At 60.1% G+C, this 18248-nt stretch carries 14 protein-coding genes; 9 read left to right on the plus strand and 5 right to left on the minus strand.

Annotated features, from left to right (window positions below; genetic code table 11):
• Window positions 1-121 precede the first annotated feature (121 nt).
• Entirely contained in the window at window positions 122-730 is a 609-nt protein-coding gene (locus tag I5L79_RS03200; RefSeq protein WP_196953563.1) for a Uma2 family endonuclease, read from the plus strand.
• A gap of 15 nt (window positions 731-745) precedes the next feature.
• Here the strand turns inward: I5L79_RS03200 and I5L79_RS03205 are convergent, their stop codons facing one another.
• Together I5L79_RS03205 and radC are read right to left on the minus strand one after the other, a co-directional pair.
• Window positions 746-1384, minus strand: a complete 639-nt coding sequence (locus tag I5L79_RS03205; RefSeq protein ID WP_196953564.1) for a DUF1684 domain-containing protein — start codon at window positions 1382-1384, stop codon at window positions 746-748.
• Window positions 1385-1567: 183 nt separating this feature from the next.
• Window positions 1568-2269 (minus strand): RadC family protein, encoded by a 702-nt coding sequence (gene radC / locus I5L79_RS03210; protein WP_196953635.1) that lies wholly within the window; start codon window positions 2267-2269, stop codon window positions 1568-1570.
• A 187-nt stretch (window positions 2270-2456) separates the two neighbouring features.
• Here radC and I5L79_RS03215 point away from each other — a divergent pair, with 187 nt between their 5' ends.
• From I5L79_RS03215 to I5L79_RS03235, 5 genes are all read left to right on the plus strand, one after another.
• Window positions 2457-3695: a metallophosphoesterase gene (locus I5L79_RS03215; protein WP_196953565.1), complete on the plus strand. Its 1239-nt coding sequence runs from the start codon at window positions 2457-2459 to the stop codon at window positions 3693-3695.
• 155 nt (window positions 3696-3850) lie between these two features.
• Entirely contained in the window at window positions 3851-4510 is a 660-nt protein-coding gene (locus I5L79_RS03220; RefSeq protein ID WP_196953566.1) for a hypothetical protein, read from the plus strand.
• Between the two features lie 164 nt (window positions 4511-4674).
• Window positions 4675-5355 (plus strand): carboxypeptidase-like regulatory domain-containing protein, encoded by a 681-nt coding sequence (locus I5L79_RS03225; RefSeq protein WP_196953567.1) that lies wholly within the window; start codon window positions 4675-4677, stop codon window positions 5353-5355.
• A 78-nt stretch (window positions 5356-5433) separates the two neighbouring features.
• Window positions 5434-6348 carry a UV DNA damage repair endonuclease UvsE gene (gene uvsE, locus I5L79_RS03230; protein WP_196953568.1) on the plus strand — a complete coding sequence of 305 codons (915 nt, stop codon included), beginning with the start codon at window positions 5434-5436 and terminating at the stop codon, window positions 6346-6348.
• A gap of 15 nt (window positions 6349-6363) precedes the next feature.
• The gene (locus I5L79_RS03235; RefSeq protein ID WP_196953569.1) at window positions 6364-6720 is read left to right on the plus strand and encodes a hypothetical protein; all 357 of its coding nucleotides are present in this window, start codon (window positions 6364-6366) and stop codon (window positions 6718-6720) included.
• Window positions 6721-6874: 154 nt separating this feature from the next.
• Here the strand turns inward: I5L79_RS03235 and I5L79_RS03240 are convergent, their stop codons facing one another.
• Entirely contained in the window at window positions 6875-8194 is a 1320-nt protein-coding gene (locus I5L79_RS03240) for a cystathionine gamma-synthase family protein (protein ID WP_196953570.1), read from the minus strand.
• Between the two features lie 151 nt (window positions 8195-8345).
• On the opposite strand from I5L79_RS03240, the gene I5L79_RS03245 reads away from it, so the two are divergent.
• Together I5L79_RS03245 and I5L79_RS03250 are read left to right on the plus strand one after the other, a co-directional pair.
• A complete protein-coding gene (locus I5L79_RS03245; protein WP_196953571.1) occupies window positions 8346-9122 on the plus strand; it encodes a response regulator in 777 nt (258 codons plus the stop codon).
• Between the two features lie 148 nt (window positions 9123-9270).
• Window positions 9271-11133 carry a histidine kinase dimerization/phosphoacceptor domain -containing protein gene (locus I5L79_RS03250; protein WP_196953572.1) on the plus strand — a complete coding sequence of 621 codons (1863 nt, stop codon included), beginning with the start codon at window positions 9271-9273 and terminating at the stop codon, window positions 11131-11133.
• A gap of 93 nt (window positions 11134-11226) precedes the next feature.
• Here I5L79_RS03250 and I5L79_RS03255 read toward each other — a convergent pair whose 3' ends face one another.
• The gene (locus I5L79_RS03255; protein ID WP_196953573.1) at window positions 11227-14046 is read right to left on the minus strand and encodes a gliding motility-associated C-terminal domain-containing protein; all 2820 of its coding nucleotides are present in this window, start codon (window positions 14044-14046) and stop codon (window positions 11227-11229) included.
• 571 nt (window positions 14047-14617) lie between these two features.
• On the opposite strand from I5L79_RS03255, the gene I5L79_RS03260 reads away from it, so the two are divergent.
• Complete coding sequence (locus I5L79_RS03260) at window positions 14618-15871, plus strand: site-specific integrase (RefSeq protein ID WP_196953574.1); 1254 nt, start codon at window positions 14618-14620, stop codon at window positions 15869-15871.
• A gap of 848 nt (window positions 15872-16719) precedes the next feature.
• Here I5L79_RS03260 and I5L79_RS03265 read toward each other — a convergent pair.
• Entirely contained in the window at window positions 16720-18213 is a 1494-nt protein-coding gene (locus I5L79_RS03265; RefSeq protein ID WP_196953575.1) for a TonB family protein, read from the minus strand.
• Window positions 18214-18248: the final 35 nt, after the last annotated feature.

The raw sequence follows: 18248 nt of genomic DNA on the forward strand, positions 1-18248 counted from the left end.
AACCGACAACGCACAACCGGCAACTGACTTCGGGCAAAGGTACGGATTCGGGCGGGCGCCGGAAAACGAACTGACTCGCGGGGTTTCGGTGTATATTTCGGTACAGCAACGCCTGTTTTCTATGTCGAACCGCCCTGCTATTTCGGAAGAAGCTATTGTACTGCGTGGCCCGCTCGTCACCCGCTTCAGCGACGAGGAGTTTTTCCAGTTCTGCCAGGACAACCGCGACCTGCGTGTGGAGCGCACTTCCGACCACGAAATCATTTTTATGTCCCCCGCCGGCTCACTTTCCAGCAAACACAACAATGAGGTGTTGTTTCAACTCACGTTGTGGAACAAACACACCAGGCTTGGTGAGGTACGCGAGTCATCAGCGGCCTACGTATTGCCCGATAAGGCCACACTTTCCCCCGATGCCTCGTGGTTTAGCCACGCTACCTGGGCGCGGGTGCCCGTGTCGGAGCGCAACAAATTCCTGCCGGTCTGCCCCGAGTTCGTGGTGGAAGTAAAGTCGCCTTCGGACCGGACTACCACCCTGCAAGCCAAAATGGAGCAATGGCTGAACAACGGGGCGCAACTGGGCTTCCTGCTGGATTGCGAAACCGAAACCGCCTGGGTGTACCGCCCCGGTCGGCCCGCGGAGGAAATACGCGGCTACGACCAGGAGCTTAGCGGCGAGGCGGTGCTACCCGGTTTCCGGTTGGATATGCGGCCGTTGCGGGCCGAGTAGCCTACTATTTGCCCGTTACTCATCTGCGTGGTCATCGTGGCTATGAAACTCTTTTTCGCCGGCTTCAATGGCCACGGGCAGGCGGTTATCGGTAGGCGGCACAGGGCAGGCGTAGCTGTCGTTGTAGGCGCAGTAGGGGTTGTATGCCTCATTGAAGTCCAGCACCAGCTCGGTGGCATCAGCGGCAGGCAAGGCAGCATCGAGGTAGCGGCCCCCGCCGTAGGTGGTGAAGCCGTTGGTTTTGTCGGTGAAAGGCACAAACAGCGTGGAATCCTGGCCGTCGGCTTTCAGAAACAGCGTGAGCTGGTACTCCTGCTTATCCAGAATGAACTTGGCCCGGCCCCAGCGCAGGTAGGCATCGGCTTTGCCATCGGTGAGGGCCATTTGCACGGTGTCGCGGCGCGGGAAGGTTTCCAGCTGCGCTTCCAGTTGGTACGTCTTGTTGGGCGCAAAGTAGCGCAGGCTGTCGAACGTGTCGCGCTGCTCCTGGCTGAGCGGAGAGCCATCAACCCGGCGGAAGGCGTCGTTTTTTTCCTGCCGGTCTTTGCGCAGACGCAGGGCGTATTGGTTGTCGTTAAACACCAGATCAGCCAGGAAATAGCCGATAACAACCAGTAGCCCAAGGCCAATGAAGAATTTGGGGGTAATGCGCATGCGACAAAGGTAGCGGCCGGGGGGCAGTTGCGCGTTTTCCGCTGTTCACAAAGCGCCATGCCGAGCGCAGCCGAGGCATCCCGCTCGTGTAGTAATCAATAGCACCACAACATCAGCACGCGAGATGCCTCGGCTGCGCTCGGCATGACGTTCTTTTATCACCTGACAACGGGCAACCGGCAGCTACAATGTGCCTTCGTCGGCAAAGCTGTAGTAGCCGGCGTCGGTGTAGATGAGGTGGTCGAGGATGGGCAGGTCGAGGAACTGGCCGGCTTCCTTGAGCTTGCGGGTGAGGGCAATGTCGGCGGCAGAAGGATTGCGGTTGCCGCTGGGGTGGTTGTGCACCAGGATGATGGACGACGCCAGCTGCTCCAGGGCTTCCTTGAAGATGAGCTTGGGGTCGGCCACGGTGCCGGCTACCCCGCCGCGGCTGATGCTCACGGTGCGCATCACCACGTTGGCCCGGTTGAGTAGCACCACCCAGAACTCCTCGTGGGGCAAATCCTGCAGATGCGGCCGGATAACGCGGTAGATATCGGCCGAGGAGGTGATGGTAGCCCGAGCCGGCACATCGGCTTCTTTGCGGCGGCGGCCCAGCTCCAGCGCCGCTATGATGGTAATGGCCTTGGCTTCGCCAATACCTTTTTGCTTCATCAGCTCCTTCACCGAGAGGCGGGCCAGGGCGTTCAGGTCATTCTGCACCGCGTTGAGCACCAGCTTGGCTACATCCACGGCTGACAGCCGGGCCGTGCCGGAGCCCAGCAGAATTGCCATCAGCTCGGCATCGGAAAGGGCCGCACGACCTTTTTGGAGCAGCTTTTCACGGGGCCGGTCTTCCTCGGCCCAGGCCTTGATGCTGAAGGAGGAAGGCGCCGCGTAGTGCAGGGGCGAAGTGTCGGACAGCAGCTCGGATAGCGTCACGGGCAGGAAGAGGTAAGATAGAAAGGGGAATAACTATGTGAAAAATACCATATCCCAAGGAAATCTAAAGTAAAAAGCCAAAATCTTCGTCTGCTGCTTTTGCCGGGCCGGGGCTGAACTAAATGCGCCGCCTACGGTTTTGCCTCCTGTTATGTCTCGACTTACTGGTTCTCTCTTTTTCCTGGCGGCCCTGGTGGCGGCCGAATGGTATAGTTTTCAAGCCGTGCGGATGCTGGCTCCGGCCCCCGGTTCCTCGTCCCGGCGCCTGGTGCTGATCGGGTACTGGGTGCTCACGGTGGCGGTGTGGGCGCTGGGTTTCTGGGCCATGAGCAACCGGCGCGAGCATCCTTCCTTCAAGTCCTACCTTGGGGGCGTGTTGCTGGCTATGCTGGCCGCCAAGCTGGTAATACTTATTCCGCTGCTGCTGGAAGACCTCGTGCGCCTAGGGCGCTGGGCCTGGCAGGCCGTAAGCCGGCCGGCCGGCAGCGGTACTGGCCCGGCTATTTCACGGAGTGAGTTTCTGAGCAAAGCCGCCCTGCTGGCCGGGGCCGTGCCATTTGTGTCGCTTATCTGGGGCATGGTGAAGGGCGGTACCGATTACACGGTGCGGCGCGTGACGCTGCGCTTCCCCAACCTGCCGGCCTCCTTCGACGGCTTCCGGTTACTGCAGATTTCCGACTTGCACACGGGTTCCTTTCACTCCAAAGAGCCGCTGCAGCGCGCCGTGGCCCTCATCAACCAGCAGCAGGCTGATCTGGTGGTCATGACCGGCGACCTGGTAAACAACCTGGCCACGGAGGTGGAAGAGCACATCGACACGCTGGCGGGAATTAAGTCCAAGCTGCCCATCTTTTCCATCCTCGGCAACCACGACTACGCCGACTACGTGGAGTGGCCCAGCCCCCAGGAGAAAACGGCCAACCTGAACCGCCTCAAGCAGAACCACGCCAAAATCGGCTGGCGTCTGCTGCTCGATGAAAGCCACACGCTGGAGCGCAACGGCGAAAAGATTTCCATTATTGGGGTGGAAAACTGGGGTGCCCAGATGCGCTTCCCCAAGTATGGCAACCTGGCCAAAGCCCACGCCACCTCCGGCGACGCGCCCTTCAAAATTCTGCTTTCCCACGACCCCTCGCACTGGGACGCGCAGGTGCACGAGTACCCCGATATCGACCTTACGCTCTCGGGCCACACCCACGGCATGCAATTCGGCATTAACCTGTCGTTTCTGAAGTGGAGCCCCGTGCAGTATGCCTACAAGCAGTGGGCCGGCCTCTACCAGCGCGGCAAGCAGTACCTCTATGTGAATGCCGGCCTGGGCTTTATCGGCTACCACGGCCGGGTGGGCTTCCTGCCCGAAATCACCGTATTCGAGCTCAAGCGCGCCTAATCCGCAGGTTTTCACGTCAATCAAAACGCCACTGATTTTCAGATCAGTGGCGTTTTTGCTGTTGAGCTAAGGGGCCGGAGCAACCGTGCCGCAAACCCCACCGTATAGGCACCCATCTTCCCTTCTCTCCCCTCCCACCAAACTCTCCTTCTCTCATGAAAAAGACCATTCTTTTCCTCTCGTGCGCCGTGGCGCTGACGATGGGAGCCTGTTCGCAGGAAAAAACGACCGACACTGCCACCACCGAAGCAGGTGACGGCATGACGACCACCACGACGACCACTACGACGACTATGTCGCCGGCTATGTACACCAAAGAGGCCGTGGAAAGCCGGGCCGACCGCATTGCGGCCGATATGGCTGCCAAAATGAAGCTGGATGACGCCATGCGCACCAAAGTGCGCACCGTGTACGTGAACCGCGGCATGCGCATGAGCGAGTTGGCCAATAAGTACGCCACCGATACCACCGGTATGGCCGCTGACATGCGCAACGTGTACAGCGAGTCGGACATGGAAATGAAGCAGGTATTCGTAGACCCGGCCATGTACACGCAGTATGAAACTGACCGCATGAGCTATTACGACACCAACTACATGGACGACGCCAGCATGACGGCTGATGCTTCCGCCTCGTCGGATGCCAGCATGGACGCTAACTCGAAAACCAAGTACGACGATGGCTCGAAGGTGAAAGTAAAAAGCGACGGCGACGTGAAAATCAAAGATGCTGAGGGCAATAAAACCAAAATGGACGCCGACGACGGCACCGTGAAGGACAAGCCCGAAGACGGCGACAAAACCGTTATCAAGTAAGCAGCGCCCGGCCCATCTGGCCGGATACTTGCTTTCGTAAAGCCCCTGCCGTGCAACGGCGGGGGCTTTTTTTGCCTCCTTGCCAGCGGCCTGGTCGATGAAACCCGGGCGCTGGCCGGTTTTAGTCAGCTGGTCGTGGTGGCCATGTATTAGCTTTGTAGGTGATGTCGTTTCGTTTGCTACCCGTTGTATTGCGTGCTTTGCTCTGCCTGCTGCCTTTGCTGCTGGCCGGGCGGCAGGCCGCCGCACAGGTACGGGTAACGGGGTCGGTGGAGGAAGCCGCTACGCGCAAGCCTATTCCCGGCGCCTCGGTGGTGGTGCAGCGCACCCGCCAGGGCGTGGTGGCCAACGAAGAAGGCGACTTCAGCATCTCCGTAGCCCGCACCGATACCCTCGTGTTTCGGGCAGTGGGATTCAAGCCCCAGCGGCTGCCGCTGGGCGGCTCGGGTCTTTCGCAGCTGATTGTCCAGATCAAGCTGGTGCGCGACAGCGTGCTGCTGCGCGAGGTGCAGGTGCGCAGCGGCCGCCCCAACGATGCCACCATCAACCGGGCCCTGCGCAATATCAAGCGGCCCAGCACCGCGCCCACCAGCGCCGTAAAGCGCCCGCCCGCACCCAAGCCCCTTTTCCCCGTCGATTCGGCCGCACCGAAGCCGCCCACGCCAACCCTGCAGAGCCCGGTGAGTTTGCTCTACGACCAGTTCTCGCGCGAGGGCAAGGAGCGGCGCAAGATGGAGGAAATCCGGGCCGCCGAAAAAGCCGCGGCGGACGCCGCCAAAAGCCGCCGGGCCCGCCTGAAGTACAACCGCAACTTCAAGGAAAACACCGGCTACGAGGTGGAATAAACGGTGATTTAGTGAATGAGTGATTTAGTGAGTGACGCGGTCATTCACTAAATCACCATTTCCCCGTATAGCCTTTCTATGAAAATCGGGTATCCCTGCGTCAACGACTCGTTGCCGTGCACTTCGACGTCTACTTTCCGGCTGGCTTCCTACTCGGAGGAGCGGCTGGTGCAGGCCGTCAGCAACAACTTAGCCTGTTTGCAGCGCATTCTGGAATATAATGTAAGCCACGGACTGCTGTTTTTTCGGATGGGCTCGGGCATCGTGCCCTTCGGCTCCCACCCCGTCAATACCTTTCCCTGGCAAACGCACTTCGCGGCGGAGCTGAAAAGCGTGGGCGACTACATCAAGGCCAACAACCTGCGCGTCTCCTTCCACCCCGACCAGTTTGTGGTGCTGAACTCGCCCGACCCCGGCATTGTGGAGCGCAGTGTGCAGGAGTTGGTGTACCAGGGCTCGGTGCTGGATCTGATGGGTCTCGACTCCACCATGAAGCTGCAGATTCACGCCGGCGGCCTGTACGGCGACATGGAATCGGCCCTCACGCGCTGGATTGCCACCTACCACACCCTGCCCGAGGCCGTGAAAGCCCGCCTGGTAGTTGAAAATGATGACCGGCTGTACAGTCTCCGCAGCTGCCTGCGCCTGCATGAGGCCGTGGGCGTACCTATTCTCTTCGACAACCTGCACCACGAGTGCCTCAACCACGGCGAGCCGATGGCGGAAGCCCTTGCGCTGGCCTTCAGCACCTGGCACCCGCAGCGCGACGGTGTGCCCATGATGGACTACAGCGCGCAATCGGTGGGCGAGCGGAAGGGCAAGCACACGGCTTCGCTGGATGAGGCGCTGTTCCGGGAATTTCTCACCCACCTGCACGGCCACGATGCCGATATCATGCTCGAAATCAAGGACAAGGAAGCCAGTGCCCACCGCGCCTGCGCCATCATGCACGACGTAGGCTTGCTGGTGCACGCTGCCTCCGTTTCTGTTTAACGTTTACTTTCTTTCATGGCAACCTCTCCCACCACGGCCGAACTCCTGGCCACCACCCTGCAGGCCCTGCAATCGGGCCTTACCAACGTGCCTTTGAGCAGCGCAATGGACGCCACCGAAGCCTGGCAGCAGCAGTTTCTGCAAAGCGGCCAGCCCGAGCTGCAGGATGTGGCCCGCGAAATTGGCAACCTGCAGTCCTTACTCACGGCCAAGCCTCTTGATGGGGCTGCTATCGGTCGCAGCCTGAGCATGCTGGGCAGCCAAACCAACGACCTCAGCAAAACGGCCCCACTCACGCACGCCACCAACCTCTCGGAGCTGAGTACCCAGCTGCTGCGTCTGGGCGGAGAGCTGGAAAATCAGCCCGCATAGTAAGTAAGCGTAAGCGTCATCAACAGTCAACAAAAAGCCCCTCTTGATAACTCGGGAGGGGCTTTTTGCATTATTGAAAGGTAGGAGCAGGACTTACCTTACCTCGACGTTCAACGACGGGCGGGGACAAGCCCCGCCCCTACTTAGGGACGTGCTAGATGTACATGGCAAACGCGTCGTGTTCCCGGGGCACGGCCGCGGCAGCCGCCTCAAAGGCCTGGGTCAGGTCGGCCATGAGGTCCTGTGGGTCTTCCACGCCGATGCTGAGGCGAATCATCTGGGAGGTGATGCCCATTTCGCGCTGCACCTCGGGCATGATGTCGGAGTGCGTCATGGTGGCGGGGTGCTCGGCCAGGCTTTCGGTACCGCCCAAACTCACGGCCAGCTTTATAAGCTTGAGGCGGTTGAGAAACTGGAAGGCCTCGGCCTCGCCGCCCCGGATGTCAAACGAAATCATGGAGCCCGGCGACAGGCACTGCTGCTCGAAAATGGCCTGCTGGCGCGGGTCGTGTTCCAGGTGGGTGAGGTAGTAGGTGCGTTCCACCTGCGGATGCTCGCGCAGCCAGTCGGCCACTACCTGGGCGCTCTGGGCGGCGCGCTCCATGCGCAGCTTCAGGGTTTCGAGGCTGCGCATAAGCATCCAGCCGGTGTTGGGGTCACACATAGTGCCCATAAAGGTGCGCATAGCCTTTATTTCCTTCATCAGCGGCTTGCTGGCCAGGGCCGCGCCGGCAATCAGGTCGGAGTGGCCGCCCAGAAACTTGGTGGCCGAGTACAGCACCACATCGGCGCCGTGGTGGAGCGGGTGCTGAAATACGGGGCCCAGGAAGGTGTTATCGACTACTACCCGAATGGGCTTTTCGGCAGCGCCGTGGCGGCGGGCTACGTTGGCGCAGGCCTGCAAATCCACCAGATGGTTGGTGGGGTTGGCGGGCGTTTCCACGTAAATCATGGCCAGGCGGCCCTGGGTGATTTCAGCCACTTTCGCCGACAGCGCCTCTTCCGTAATCGTCGGCTCGAAGCCCACGGCCGTGATGCCAAAGCGGGGCAGCACGTTTTTCAGGAAGAAATCGGTGCCGCCGTACACGGGCTCGGAGTGCAGCACCACGTCGCCGGGCTGCAGCAGGGCCAGCAGCGTGGTGCTAATGGCGGCCATGCCCGAGGCAAACGAGGCGGCTTCCTCAGCCCCGTCCCACAAGGTGAGGCGGTGCTCCAGAATTTCGAGGCTGGGGTTGTTGAGGCGGGAGTAAATCAGGCCCATTTCCTCGTCGGGGCCCTGCTGACGCAGTCCGTAGGCCAGCTCAAAGAAGGCCTTGCCTTCCTCAGCGCTCTTGAAAACGAAGGTGGACGTCTGGAAAATGGGCGGCTTGATGGCGCCTTCGCTCCAGGCCGGGGTGTAGCCGTAGCTCATCATCAGGCTCTCGGGCCGGAGTTGGTGGCCGTTGATTTCGGCCGCTTCCTTGGGAAGATTCATAGATGGGTGGGTTGGGTGGATGGGGAGGCGAAGGTAGGAATTTGCGCAAAGGCCCGCCCCGGCGCGGTTAGCGGTTTGGTGATGTGGGCCCAGCAGGTGAACTTAGCCTCCGCAGAGGTGCACCCCAGCTTCTTTGCTTTTCCTCGCCGCCATGTCCGCCGATACCCGCATCCAGATTCTGCTCGTGGAAGATGAAGCCGTGCTGGCCCTGGACCTGTGCGACACGCTGGAGGCCGAGGGCTACGCCGTGGTGGGTCCGGCCCGCAATGGCCCTCGCGCCCTGGAGCTGTTCGGCCAGCACCGCATCGACATTCTGCTCTGCGACATTCACATTCAGGGGCCCTGGGATGGTATCGAAACGGCCCGGCGCCTGCTGGCTGAGCGCCCCGTGCCGGTCATCTACCTTACCGCTATGGCCGATAAAGATACCCTGGACCGCGCCCTGACCACTACGCCGGCGGCCTACCTCACCAAGCCCGCCACCACGGCCGGGCTGCGCGCCGCCATTGAGGTAGCTTTCCACACGTTTGCCCGCCAGGCGGCGCCCACGCCTACTGCGGAAAGCACCCCGCTCCCCGACCGCGAAACCCTTTCGCGCGAGTCCATTCTGCAGCTCGACGACCACGTTTTTATCAAGCATAACTATCAGTTTGTGCGCGTGCCCCTGGCCGATATTCTGCTGCTGGCCGCCGACAACACCTATACTACCCTCGTAACGCCCACCCGCAAGTATGCCCTGCGTCTGTCGCTGGGCACAGTGCTGGAGCGGCTGCACTTTGCCCATCTGGTACGCATCCACCGCTCCTACGCCGTCAATATCCAGCGGGTGGAGGCGTTCAGCGAGACGGAAGCCACGGTGGCGGGCCAGGCAGTGCCACTGGGCCGCCAGTACAAGGACGCATTCCTGCAGCATTTCCATTTCCGGTAAGGCGGCGCCTGACGTACCAAAACGGGTTGTTCACCACCCACCCAACGACGCTGGCAGCGGCAGCCCCGCAATCCTGGCAATTGTATTTTACCTTGTTGACTTCCGGCCGTATCGGCCGGGGCCGCGTCTGCCTTTGTCTGCCTTTTCCATGCGCCTGTTCCTCTTGTTGTTCTGCCTTAGCTGGGGTGCGGAAACTGCCGTACTGGCGCAGCCCGTGTCTCCGGATACCAGCCAGCTGCGGCAGTTGTGCCGGCAAACCGAGCGGCAGCTGCTGACGAGCGTCGACTCGGCGGCGCGCAACGGCCGGGCCATCATCCGCCAGTCGCGGCATTTGGGTTACGCCTACGGGGAAGTCCAGGGCTACTACCTGCTGGGCTGCGCGCTGCGCAACCAAAGTCAGTTCGACTCCAGCCTTTACTACGGCCAGCAGGCCCTCACCCGCTTCGAGGCCCAGCACCGCCTCGATGGACAGGCGGCGGCCTACACGCTGCTGGCCCAGAACTACAAGCGCATGGCCGACGGACAGCAGGTGCAGCAGCTCACCCGCAAAGGCCTGCGCCTGGCACTCCGGGCGGCGGCGGTGGCCACGCAGGGCCCGCACTACCGGGAGCTGAGCAGCGCCTACCTGGTGCAGGGCATCATCTACCGCGACCTGGGCCAGCTCGATTCGGCCAAAACCTGTTACCTGCGGGCTATGCGCGTGGCCCGGGAGCATCCGTTTCAGCCTTCCACCCTGCCGGTCTGTTACGCCAACTACGGCCAGTTTCTGATGGACAGTGGCGAGAGTCTGGATGAAGCCATCGGGTACTTCCGGCGGGCCATTCCGCTGTACCGCGCCCAGCACAACCGCAACGGGCAGGAGCATGCCTACCGCAACCTGAGCTGGGCCTACCGCAAGCAGGGCCGCCTGACCCGCGCCGTGGAGCTGGGCGACTCAGCCCTGGCCCTGGGCCGCGCCATCGGCGACCCGCACCGACTGGTAAACTCTCTGCAGGCCGCATACCTGGCTTACCGCGCCGCTGCCCGCTACGAGCAGGCAGTGAAACTGCTCGATGAGTACAAAACCCGCAACGACTCCCTGATGAATGGCGAAGTAGCCCGCGCCGTAGCCGGCGTGGAAGCTGCCTACGCCGCCGAAAAGCAGGAAGCCCGTATTGCGCGCCTGGCTGAAGATAATGTACGGCAGCAGCGGCAGCTGGGCGCCTTGGCCCTGGGAGCGGGGGCGCTGGCACTGCTGTGCGGGGTGGCCGTGTGGCAGTACCGCATCATCCGGCGCACCAACGCCAAGCTCCACGCCACCAACCGCACCGTTTTGGAGAACAGCCAGCGCATCACGGAGCAGGCCGGGCGACTTACGGTGCTGATGCAGGAGCTGCACCACCGCGTCAAGAACAATCTGGCCATCGTCTCCAGCCTGCTGCGGCTGCAGGCCAAGCGTCTCACCGACGAAAGCGCCGTGCAGGCCGTGCAGGAAGGCCAGCAGCGGGTAGAAGCCATGGCTCTGGTGCATCAGCGCCTCTACCAGACCGAGGACGTGACGACCGTAGACATGCCGCGCTACGTGGCCGACCTGACCGACAGCCTGATGACCACCTACGGCTACACGCCCGACTCCCTGGATCTGACAGTGAACATCAACCAGACCCGACTAGAGGTAGATGTGGCCGTGCCGCTGGGTTTGATCTTGAACGAGCTGCTGACCAACGCCTTTAAGCACGCTCTACCGCTGACTCCGCAGCCGGCCCTGCGCATCTACCTAGGCCGGCAGCACGACACCGGCAAGCTGCTCCTGGAAGTGCAGGACAACGGCCCCGGCATTTCCCCCGAAACTGCGGGCCAGTCCACTACCTCTTTCGGCCAGCGTCTCATTCTCCTCCTAAGTGAGCAGCTGGGCGGCCAGACGCATTACCTCAATCAGGCCGGTACCCTGTTCCGTCTGCTGATTCCCTCTGCCGGCGAAGGCCAGGTAGTACCGGAGCTGGCTATCGAGGGGAAGCCAGCGCGGGGGTAGTCAGGGCCAGATGTTCTGCGCCGGCACCTCAAGCTTCCCAATGGCTGCGAGTTGATTTGTCTGCGGAAGCCTGTCAATTCCTTATTGACTGCTTTAATACGCAATGGTTACATAGCCTTTGAACTGGGGCCGGTTGACGAAGTCAATCAGATAGAAATAGACCCCGCCGGGCAAGCCCCCGCCGTTCCAGGCAAAACCCCGGTCAGTGGAGGCGTACACCTGCTTGCCCCAGCGGTTGAACACCTTGATGGAGGCAAAGCGCTGGGCGCAGATATCGGCCGGTAGCATGGGCAGCGTGAACACCTCATTCTGCCCATCGTGGTTGGGCGTGAAGATATTGGGCGGCACAAACGCCTGCGGCGCGGAGTCCGCTACCACGAAGCGTACCGTTTGCTGCCGCGGCTGCGGCTGGCACCCGGCTTCCTGCACCTCGAAGACCACCTCGTACCCCTCCGGAAAAGCCTCGGCACAGCGCGCGTCCCAGCGGAAAGTGCCCGCAGCTTGCCCGGCGCCATTCTGGGCCGTGAAGTGCATACCAGCTGTGGCCAGGTCGAAACCTACTCCGCGGGCGGTGAGCGTAAGTGGATCCAGGTCTAGGTCCAGCCCCGTGAGGGTAGCTTCCAGCGTGGTGCCGGGCAGTTGCCGGAGTAGCAACGGGGCAGGCGCCGCCGCAAACAAGGAGGAAGAAAGGGTGGGCGGGCTATTGGTATCCTCAATCTGCACGGGCACGCGCAGGCCCGCCGTTTTCACCTCTCCGCATGGCACGTCGGTGGCCGTGAATTCGAATTCGTAGCGGGACTTGCCGGCCACCGGGCAGGGCACCTGCCACGTGAAGTGGCCCTGCTGCTGCGCGCCATGGGTCTGCTGCGTGAGTTGCGCGCCTACATCATCAGGCGAAAAGCCCTGGCCGGACCAGGTGAGCGTGACGGCGTTGCTATCGGGGTCAACGGCCAGCAGATCGAAGGAAAGCAGCTGGCCAGGGCGAACCCGCAGCGGCTCCGGGCCCGCCGTAGACGTCAGCACTGGGGGCGCATTGTCCCGGATGACCAGCACCGGTACGCTAACCGTGTCATAGGGAGCATAGTTGCAGAAGAGCGAGCTAGCATAAGGCACGAAGTTATACAGGATACTATCCTGCTCAATACAGGGCACCAGCCAGTTGAAAGTGCCTTCACTACGGCCCGGCCGCCGCTCCCAGAGCAATTCAGCTCCCAAGGAGCTGGCGGGGTACCCTCTGACGCTTACTCCCAGATCAACCGTGTCCTGGTCGGCATCCGTGCCCACCACTTGGAACGAAAGTAGCTGCCCCGGGTGCACTATTATTAGGCGGGTGGTGGGCGCCGTGGTCATCACCTTTGGCGGCACGTTGCTCTCATCAATGTCGATAACCAACTCGACGCGGGCTGTTTCCGGCCGGTCGCAATAACTGGTCGTTGCCTCGAAGATAAACGCGTATTTTTTGTAGTAGCGTTCCGGGCACGGCACCTGCCAGCGGAAAGTGCCCTTCACTTGCCCCTTCCCCGGCGTCTGAGTTAGCTCGGCCTTGCGCCAGTCAGCATCAAAGTCCTTGCCCCGCATGGTGAGCGTCACAGCATCCCCGTCGGGGTCAGTGGCTAGCAGGTCGAAGGTGACCCAGGTGCCGGCGCGCACCTTCAGGGGTTGTTTGGCCGTAGTCATGAGTGTCGGCGGAGCGTTAGGCGGGCCCGTGCCAATGAAGGCAATCCGCACCGTATCGCGCTTGGGCAGGCTGCAGCCATTGTCGGCCACCACCACATCCAGCAGGTACACTTTCCCCTGCGTGTCAATGCACTCAGCAAAGCATAACTGCGAGGTTAAGGTGTCGGGCTGACCGGACGTGCGCACGGTGCCTTGCTTTAAGCTTAGGGTCGGGAGGCCCCCGGTAAAGTTGACCGGGTGCAATGAAAGGGTGAGGCGGGAGGCCGCGTCGGGGTCGGTGAAGCGTAGGGGCACGCAGCGGTCTTGGCCCAACGCCAAACGTAGGGTGTCGCGGCCGGGTTGGTAGGCGCGGGTTTGGCCGGGCAGGCGCGCTGTTAGGTTTGGTTTCTGGTTATCAGGGCAGCTGATGACTTTGAGCTGAAAGTCGCGGCGCACTTCCCCGATTTTTACCCCGTCGCGGTACTCCGAGCAGCGAATGCTAAAAACGAACAGGCCGAGCTGGGAAGGTCGTACCTGCAGGCGGCCCGTCTGCCGGTCGATGTTCAGGGCTGGGTTGCCGGGAATTTGCTGGGCGGTGCTGAAGCCAGGTAGCCAGCGAATGAGGGAGTACGGCGCCGGGCCGGGCAGTTGCGGAATCGGGTCATCATAGGTAGCATGGCCATTGAGAGGAGTAGCCATTTCGTAAACCAGGGAGTCGCCATCGGGGTCGGTGCCAGCAAAGTCATAGTAGAACAACTCCCCTTTGCAGGCGTAGTCGCTCAGGGGCGGAAACACGCGGGGCGAGGAGTTATAGAACGGCTCCCCGTCGCGCACAATAGCCGGAAACTCCAGGTAAAAAGTCTGGCCAGCGTTGCCGGGTTCCTCAATGTTGTTGATGGTCCCGTTGCGGCAGCAGCGCTCCACTACCACGTAATACCCCGCCGGGTCTGCGTAGTATGTTTCCGTTAGCTCTACTTGGGCATTATAGACAAGGTGGCGGGTACGCAGCGAGGAGGCTTCGCAGGCTGGATTGGTGTAGGCGACAAAGGTGTCTTGGGTACGAGGCAAAGCGACACTTTGGACAATCTTATTGGTCCGTTTGGCATAGATTGCCGCTGTCAGCCCATAATCATATGCATCGGGGCTGCCGTTGATGTCGTCAAAGTAAAGGTTGAGTGTGAGCTCATAATAGTTAAAAACGCTATGGCGTAAGTCTAGCTCCCCACCTACGATGTGCGTAGCCTGAGCGGAGTGCATGGAAAACAGTAGCACGATAACAAGCCAACACGCTTTCCAATAGTGGGCCCCCATCAGGCTACTTTCCTGGCAAGCCGCAAATAACTTATCCATCAATATATCAATACTTTTCATCAGCAATTAACGGTAAGAATAAACCAATCTGGCAGATGAAATTTGAAGAGAGGTTTATACACCGCCTCATCGGGGGCTCCATGCCTGCTTCAGGGAAAGATGAGGGCTAAGGTACTTTGCCCCCGTTGATTTACCCAGCGTCTTTTTCAGGAAACCATGTGGGGTGCGGCGGGATAGTAAAGCTGTTAGTGGACTGGCAACCTCATAAAACAAAAAAACCTCGTCTGCCAGAAGCAAACGAGGTTTAGGGTGGAGCTGCAGGGACTTACACCCTCCGACTCTATCCGATTTATGACGACTAAAAAAAGCCTCTATACAGCCTGCAAACCCCCTTTCACTGCTTAGCTTATCGGATGCTGTCAGAATAAGTCGTAATAAATCGGCAAGTGTGTACCCCTACGCGTACCCCGGGATTCGTTTTTCAGTAGCTTTGAAATGGCAACTACTTACCCTTTTCATGGCAACTGTATCTTTTCACTTGAAAGAGCCGAAGGCAGAGCGCCCAACGGCTATCTATGCTCTACTAACCATTGACCGGCGTACCCGTCTCAAGGTCTATACCGGCCTCTCGTTACTACCTGCACAGTGGGTAACGAAAGAGCAGCGGGCCCAGGAGCGCGGCTATCCTCTCAATGGCCTAACCAACGACGCGCTCGACGGCATTGCCGAGCGCCTACGCACTTGTTATATTCAGTGCTTAGCCCAGGGTACGCTCCCTACCTCCGCCTTGCTTAAAGAGGCTGCCGCCTTTGAGGCGCCGGCCACGCCACCCTCTCCCCTTCCAGCGGCTTCGCGCACCTTCTGGGACGTTGCTCAAGAGTGGATAACGCTGGCCCACCAGCGCGGCAAGACCACCTCCGCTTACCTCTACACGACCACCTTCCGACACCTGCGCAACTTTGCTACGTGGGCTGGGCGGGCTGTAGATTTTGAGCTGATTACGCCCAGCTTCGGGGATGCCTATACCAGTTACCTGCTTCGGGAAGTTCGCCTGACAGATAACACGATTGCCAAACAGGTCAGTACCCTTAAGCGCTTCATGCGGTGGGCCGCCGAGCGGGACTACCACCACACAGCCGGCTACGAACGCCTGAGTTGGAAACGTCGCGAGCCCGATATCATGACGCTGACAGCCGAGGAAGTAGAGGCGCTGGAAAGCCTGGCGTTGCCCGAGGAGGGCTATCTTGATAACGCCCGCAACCTGTTTCTGCTCAGCTGTTACACAGGCCTACGGTACTCTGATCTGGTGAGCATTCGCCCAGAACACCTGCGCGGCTCTACCCTGCGCCTGACTACGCAGAAAACACGCGAGGTAGTCTCCATCCCGTTGCAGGCTAGGGCCCTACCTATTGTGCGGCGCATGATTGACGGCCAGATACGTTCGGTCTCCAACCAAAAACTAAACGATTATTTAAAGGAGCTAGGAGAGCGGGCGGGCATCACAGAACCCATGGAAGTTATCCGCTTCCGGGGTGGGCGGCGTGAAAGCCAGACCGTACCCAAGTGGCAGAAGCTGGGCTGCCACACCGGCCGGCGCACGTTCGTTACGCTAAGCCTGGAAAGAGGCTTGCGGCCGGAGCTGATTATGCGCATCACTGGGCACCGGGATTGGCGTTCTTTTAAGCGCTACGTCAACATTACGGAGCAAGCGGTGGAACGGGAGTTTGCCCGCGTGTACGATATGCCTCCGCCGATGAAGGTGGTGAACTAACGGCTGTACCAAAAGTGTACCGTACCAAAAATGGTACATGGTACACGTTGGTACAGGGAAAGTCACTTCTTGGCGCTACGCTCCTATCAAGAATGATGGGCTGCGTCCAGTAGCAAGTGCTTACGTTTACCAACCACTATCCTACCGGCAAAAGCAGTAGCGTACGCTTCTGAGCAAAATGTAACGGTATGTCACGGTGCCGTCTGCTTTTTTACGTCCCGCTAAGCGCCTGTAGCGCTGTGCCAGCTCAATGGCCATCAAGCTGCTGTACCAAACTGTACCGTACCAAAAGTGGTACATGGTACAGTTTGGTACAGGAAAAGGCGATTTCCAACGTTATATGCATTCCTTGAGGGGGCTGTCTGCGCCCAGTGGAATGTGCTTCTTCCTTGTTCGCAGCCCATCCGATCCAAAAAAGCGGCAGGATATGCTTCCGGGGAAAATGTCACGATATGTCACGGTACGTCACGGTAAGCACGAAACTAAGCTACTAACTACCGCGGCTTTCCCCTGCCGCATTGCTCCCGAATAAGCTGGAGAATACCCTAGAGAATAGGCTGGAGAATTTCCAGGGTATTCGGGAGCCATACGGCCTAGCGGCAGATGCTAGGCGGCGGGGATAGCCTTCTGAACTTGCCCAGGCTAGGGGTGGAAAAAGGGGTGGCAAAAGGGGTAAGAAAAACACACCCCCTTTGCCACCCCTTTTTTATTTGTTCACCAACGGACAGCCGCGTTTCACTGGAAAATACCCTGGAAATTATTCAGGATATCTTCTAGTGAAAGCTGGACCAACTCTTCATACGCCGTTAGCGAGCTAACGGGCTCACTCCCTGGGTCAGAAACAAGAATTATTTACCGCTGGCAGCGGGCGTTGTAGGACTAAAAGGTATACTTACGCTCACCTCTACCGGCACGGGCTGCTCACCTTGACGGCCCGGCACCAGTGGCCCAAGCGCTTTTAGGGCGTCGAGAATAGCTTGGTCACAGCTGCGGCAGACCGACTGCGTCAGGCGGGGTTCGCGGACGATGCCGTTGGCATCAACGATAAAGGATACGTTGGCTGTGCCCACAATATTCTCCTTGCGGGCGGTTTCCGGGTAAATAAGCGTTTTGCTCAGCAGTTGGCCCAGCTCCTGCACAGGAGTGCCATCAAGCAAGGACGGCATCTTTTGGGCATAGCGGCCTACGTTTTCTGGCTTGGCAAAGGGAACGCTTGGGTCCGGCAATGGTAGGGGCACGTCCACGTGCTGGCGTACGGCTACGGCACTGCCAGCGTGGTCGCGGGCCGGAACCCAGGCCGGGAAGCTTTGAACCAGCCGCAGCACTTCAGCATCGCAGCTCTCGCACACATGGCTGGTCAGGGTCGGCGAGACGATTTTCCCCGATGCCTGCACCACAAAGTCAACACCCACCCACCCCCGGAGTTTTTCTGTGCTTACGACCGCCGGTACTTTCAGGTGGCGCTGCAGGTAGGAAAACAAGCCGGGCGGCGCGAAACGCGCCCGCGTAGCTACCTCGCGCGTCTCGAATACATGGTCGGGCCGGTAGATGTTCACCAACATAGGATAGTTCACCGACACGGTCCGGCCATTCTGCTTGCCCGGCTCGAAGCGGGGGAGTTTGCCCACAGCGGCCAGCACGGCCGCATCGATGGCCGGGCTCAACCCCTTGGTGATTTTGGCATTGCTCACCTCGCCGGTGGGCTTGACTATAAAACTGATGAAGACCCGGCCTTCAGGCGTATCAGCGGGTAGGGCTACGTTTTTTAAAATGGCGGCCGAAATGGCCGCATTGCCGCCGCCACCGGGCCATTGCGGCATCTGCTCCACGTAGGTATACACCTTTTCCTCGCCTTGCTCTGGCACCTTGTCCGCTCTACCTGCCACCACTTCCTGGACTATGTTGGAGCGGGTGTTGGATTCCCCCGCCGAACTGCCCGCCGGGCTGGGAAGCGCAAGCTGCAGAGGAATGGTGAAGCTCACGGCGACCCGCTGCCCATTTTGCTTACCCGGCTCGAAGCGCGGCAGCTGGCCCACAGCGGCGAGGATGGCCGCGTCGATACTGGGCGACAGGCCCTTCACGACGGTTGCGTCCTGCACCTGTCCGGTTTCGTTTACAGTAAACTGCACTACCGCCCGGCCCTCCACCTTGGCATCGGCTGGGTAGCGAAAGGCCTTGAGAATAGCCGCCTGAAGGGCCCCGGGACTAACGCCCCCCGGCAGGTAGGGCATCTGCTCTACGTAGGTGTATACTTTCTTGCTTTCTTGCGCACGCAAGAGTAGTGGGCTACCACCCATAAGACAGGCCGTCAGCAGCACGCTGCGCAGAAGGGAATGGATCATGTTCAAAATTACCCTTGTATCGTGTTGCTACTACT

It is taken from the genome of Hymenobacter guriensis (genome assembly GCF_015773195.1).
Classification (GTDB): Bacteria; Bacteroidota; Bacteroidia; order Cytophagales; family Hymenobacteraceae; genus Hymenobacter; species Hymenobacter guriensis.

Bases quoted from the DNA above. Each gene is read 5' to 3' on its own strand.
- I5L79_RS03200 (WP_196953563.1), top strand. From the start codon at position 122: ATGTCGAACCGCCCTGCTATTTCGGAAGAAGCTATTGTACTGCGTGGC.
- I5L79_RS03205 (WP_196953564.1), bottom strand. From the start codon at position 1,384: ATGCGCATTACCCCCAAATTCTTCATTGGCCTTGGGCTACTGGTTGTT.
- I5L79_RS03215 (WP_196953565.1), top strand. From the start codon at position 2,457: ATGTCTCGACTTACTGGTTCTCTCTTTTTCCTGGCGGCCCTGGTGGCG.
- I5L79_RS03220 (WP_196953566.1), top strand. From the start codon at position 3,851: ATGAAAAAGACCATTCTTTTCCTCTCGTGCGCCGTGGCGCTGACGATG.
- I5L79_RS03225 (WP_196953567.1), top strand. From the start codon at position 4,675: ATGTCGTTTCGTTTGCTACCCGTTGTATTGCGTGCTTTGCTCTGCCTG.
- uvsE (WP_196953568.1), top strand. From the start codon at position 5,434: ATGAAAATCGGGTATCCCTGCGTCAACGACTCGTTGCCGTGCACTTCG.
- I5L79_RS03235 (WP_196953569.1), top strand. From the start codon at position 6,364: ATGGCAACCTCTCCCACCACGGCCGAACTCCTGGCCACCACCCTGCAG.
- I5L79_RS03240 (WP_196953570.1), bottom strand. From the start codon at position 8,194: ATGAATCTTCCCAAGGAAGCGGCCGAAATCAACGGCCACCAACTCCGG.
- I5L79_RS03245 (WP_196953571.1), top strand. From the start codon at position 8,346: ATGTCCGCCGATACCCGCATCCAGATTCTGCTCGTGGAAGATGAAGCC.
- I5L79_RS03250 (WP_196953572.1), top strand. From the start codon at position 9,271: ATGCGCCTGTTCCTCTTGTTGTTCTGCCTTAGCTGGGGTGCGGAAACT.
- I5L79_RS03255 (WP_196953573.1), bottom strand. From the start codon at position 14,046: ATGCACTCCGCTCAGGCTACGCACATCGTAGGTGGGGAGCTAGACTTA.
- I5L79_RS03260 (WP_196953574.1), top strand. From the start codon at position 14,618: ATGGCAACTGTATCTTTTCACTTGAAAGAGCCGAAGGCAGAGCGCCCA.
- I5L79_RS03265 (WP_196953575.1), bottom strand. From the start codon at position 18,213: ATGATCCATTCCCTTCTGCGCAGCGTGCTGCTGACGGCCTGTCTTATG.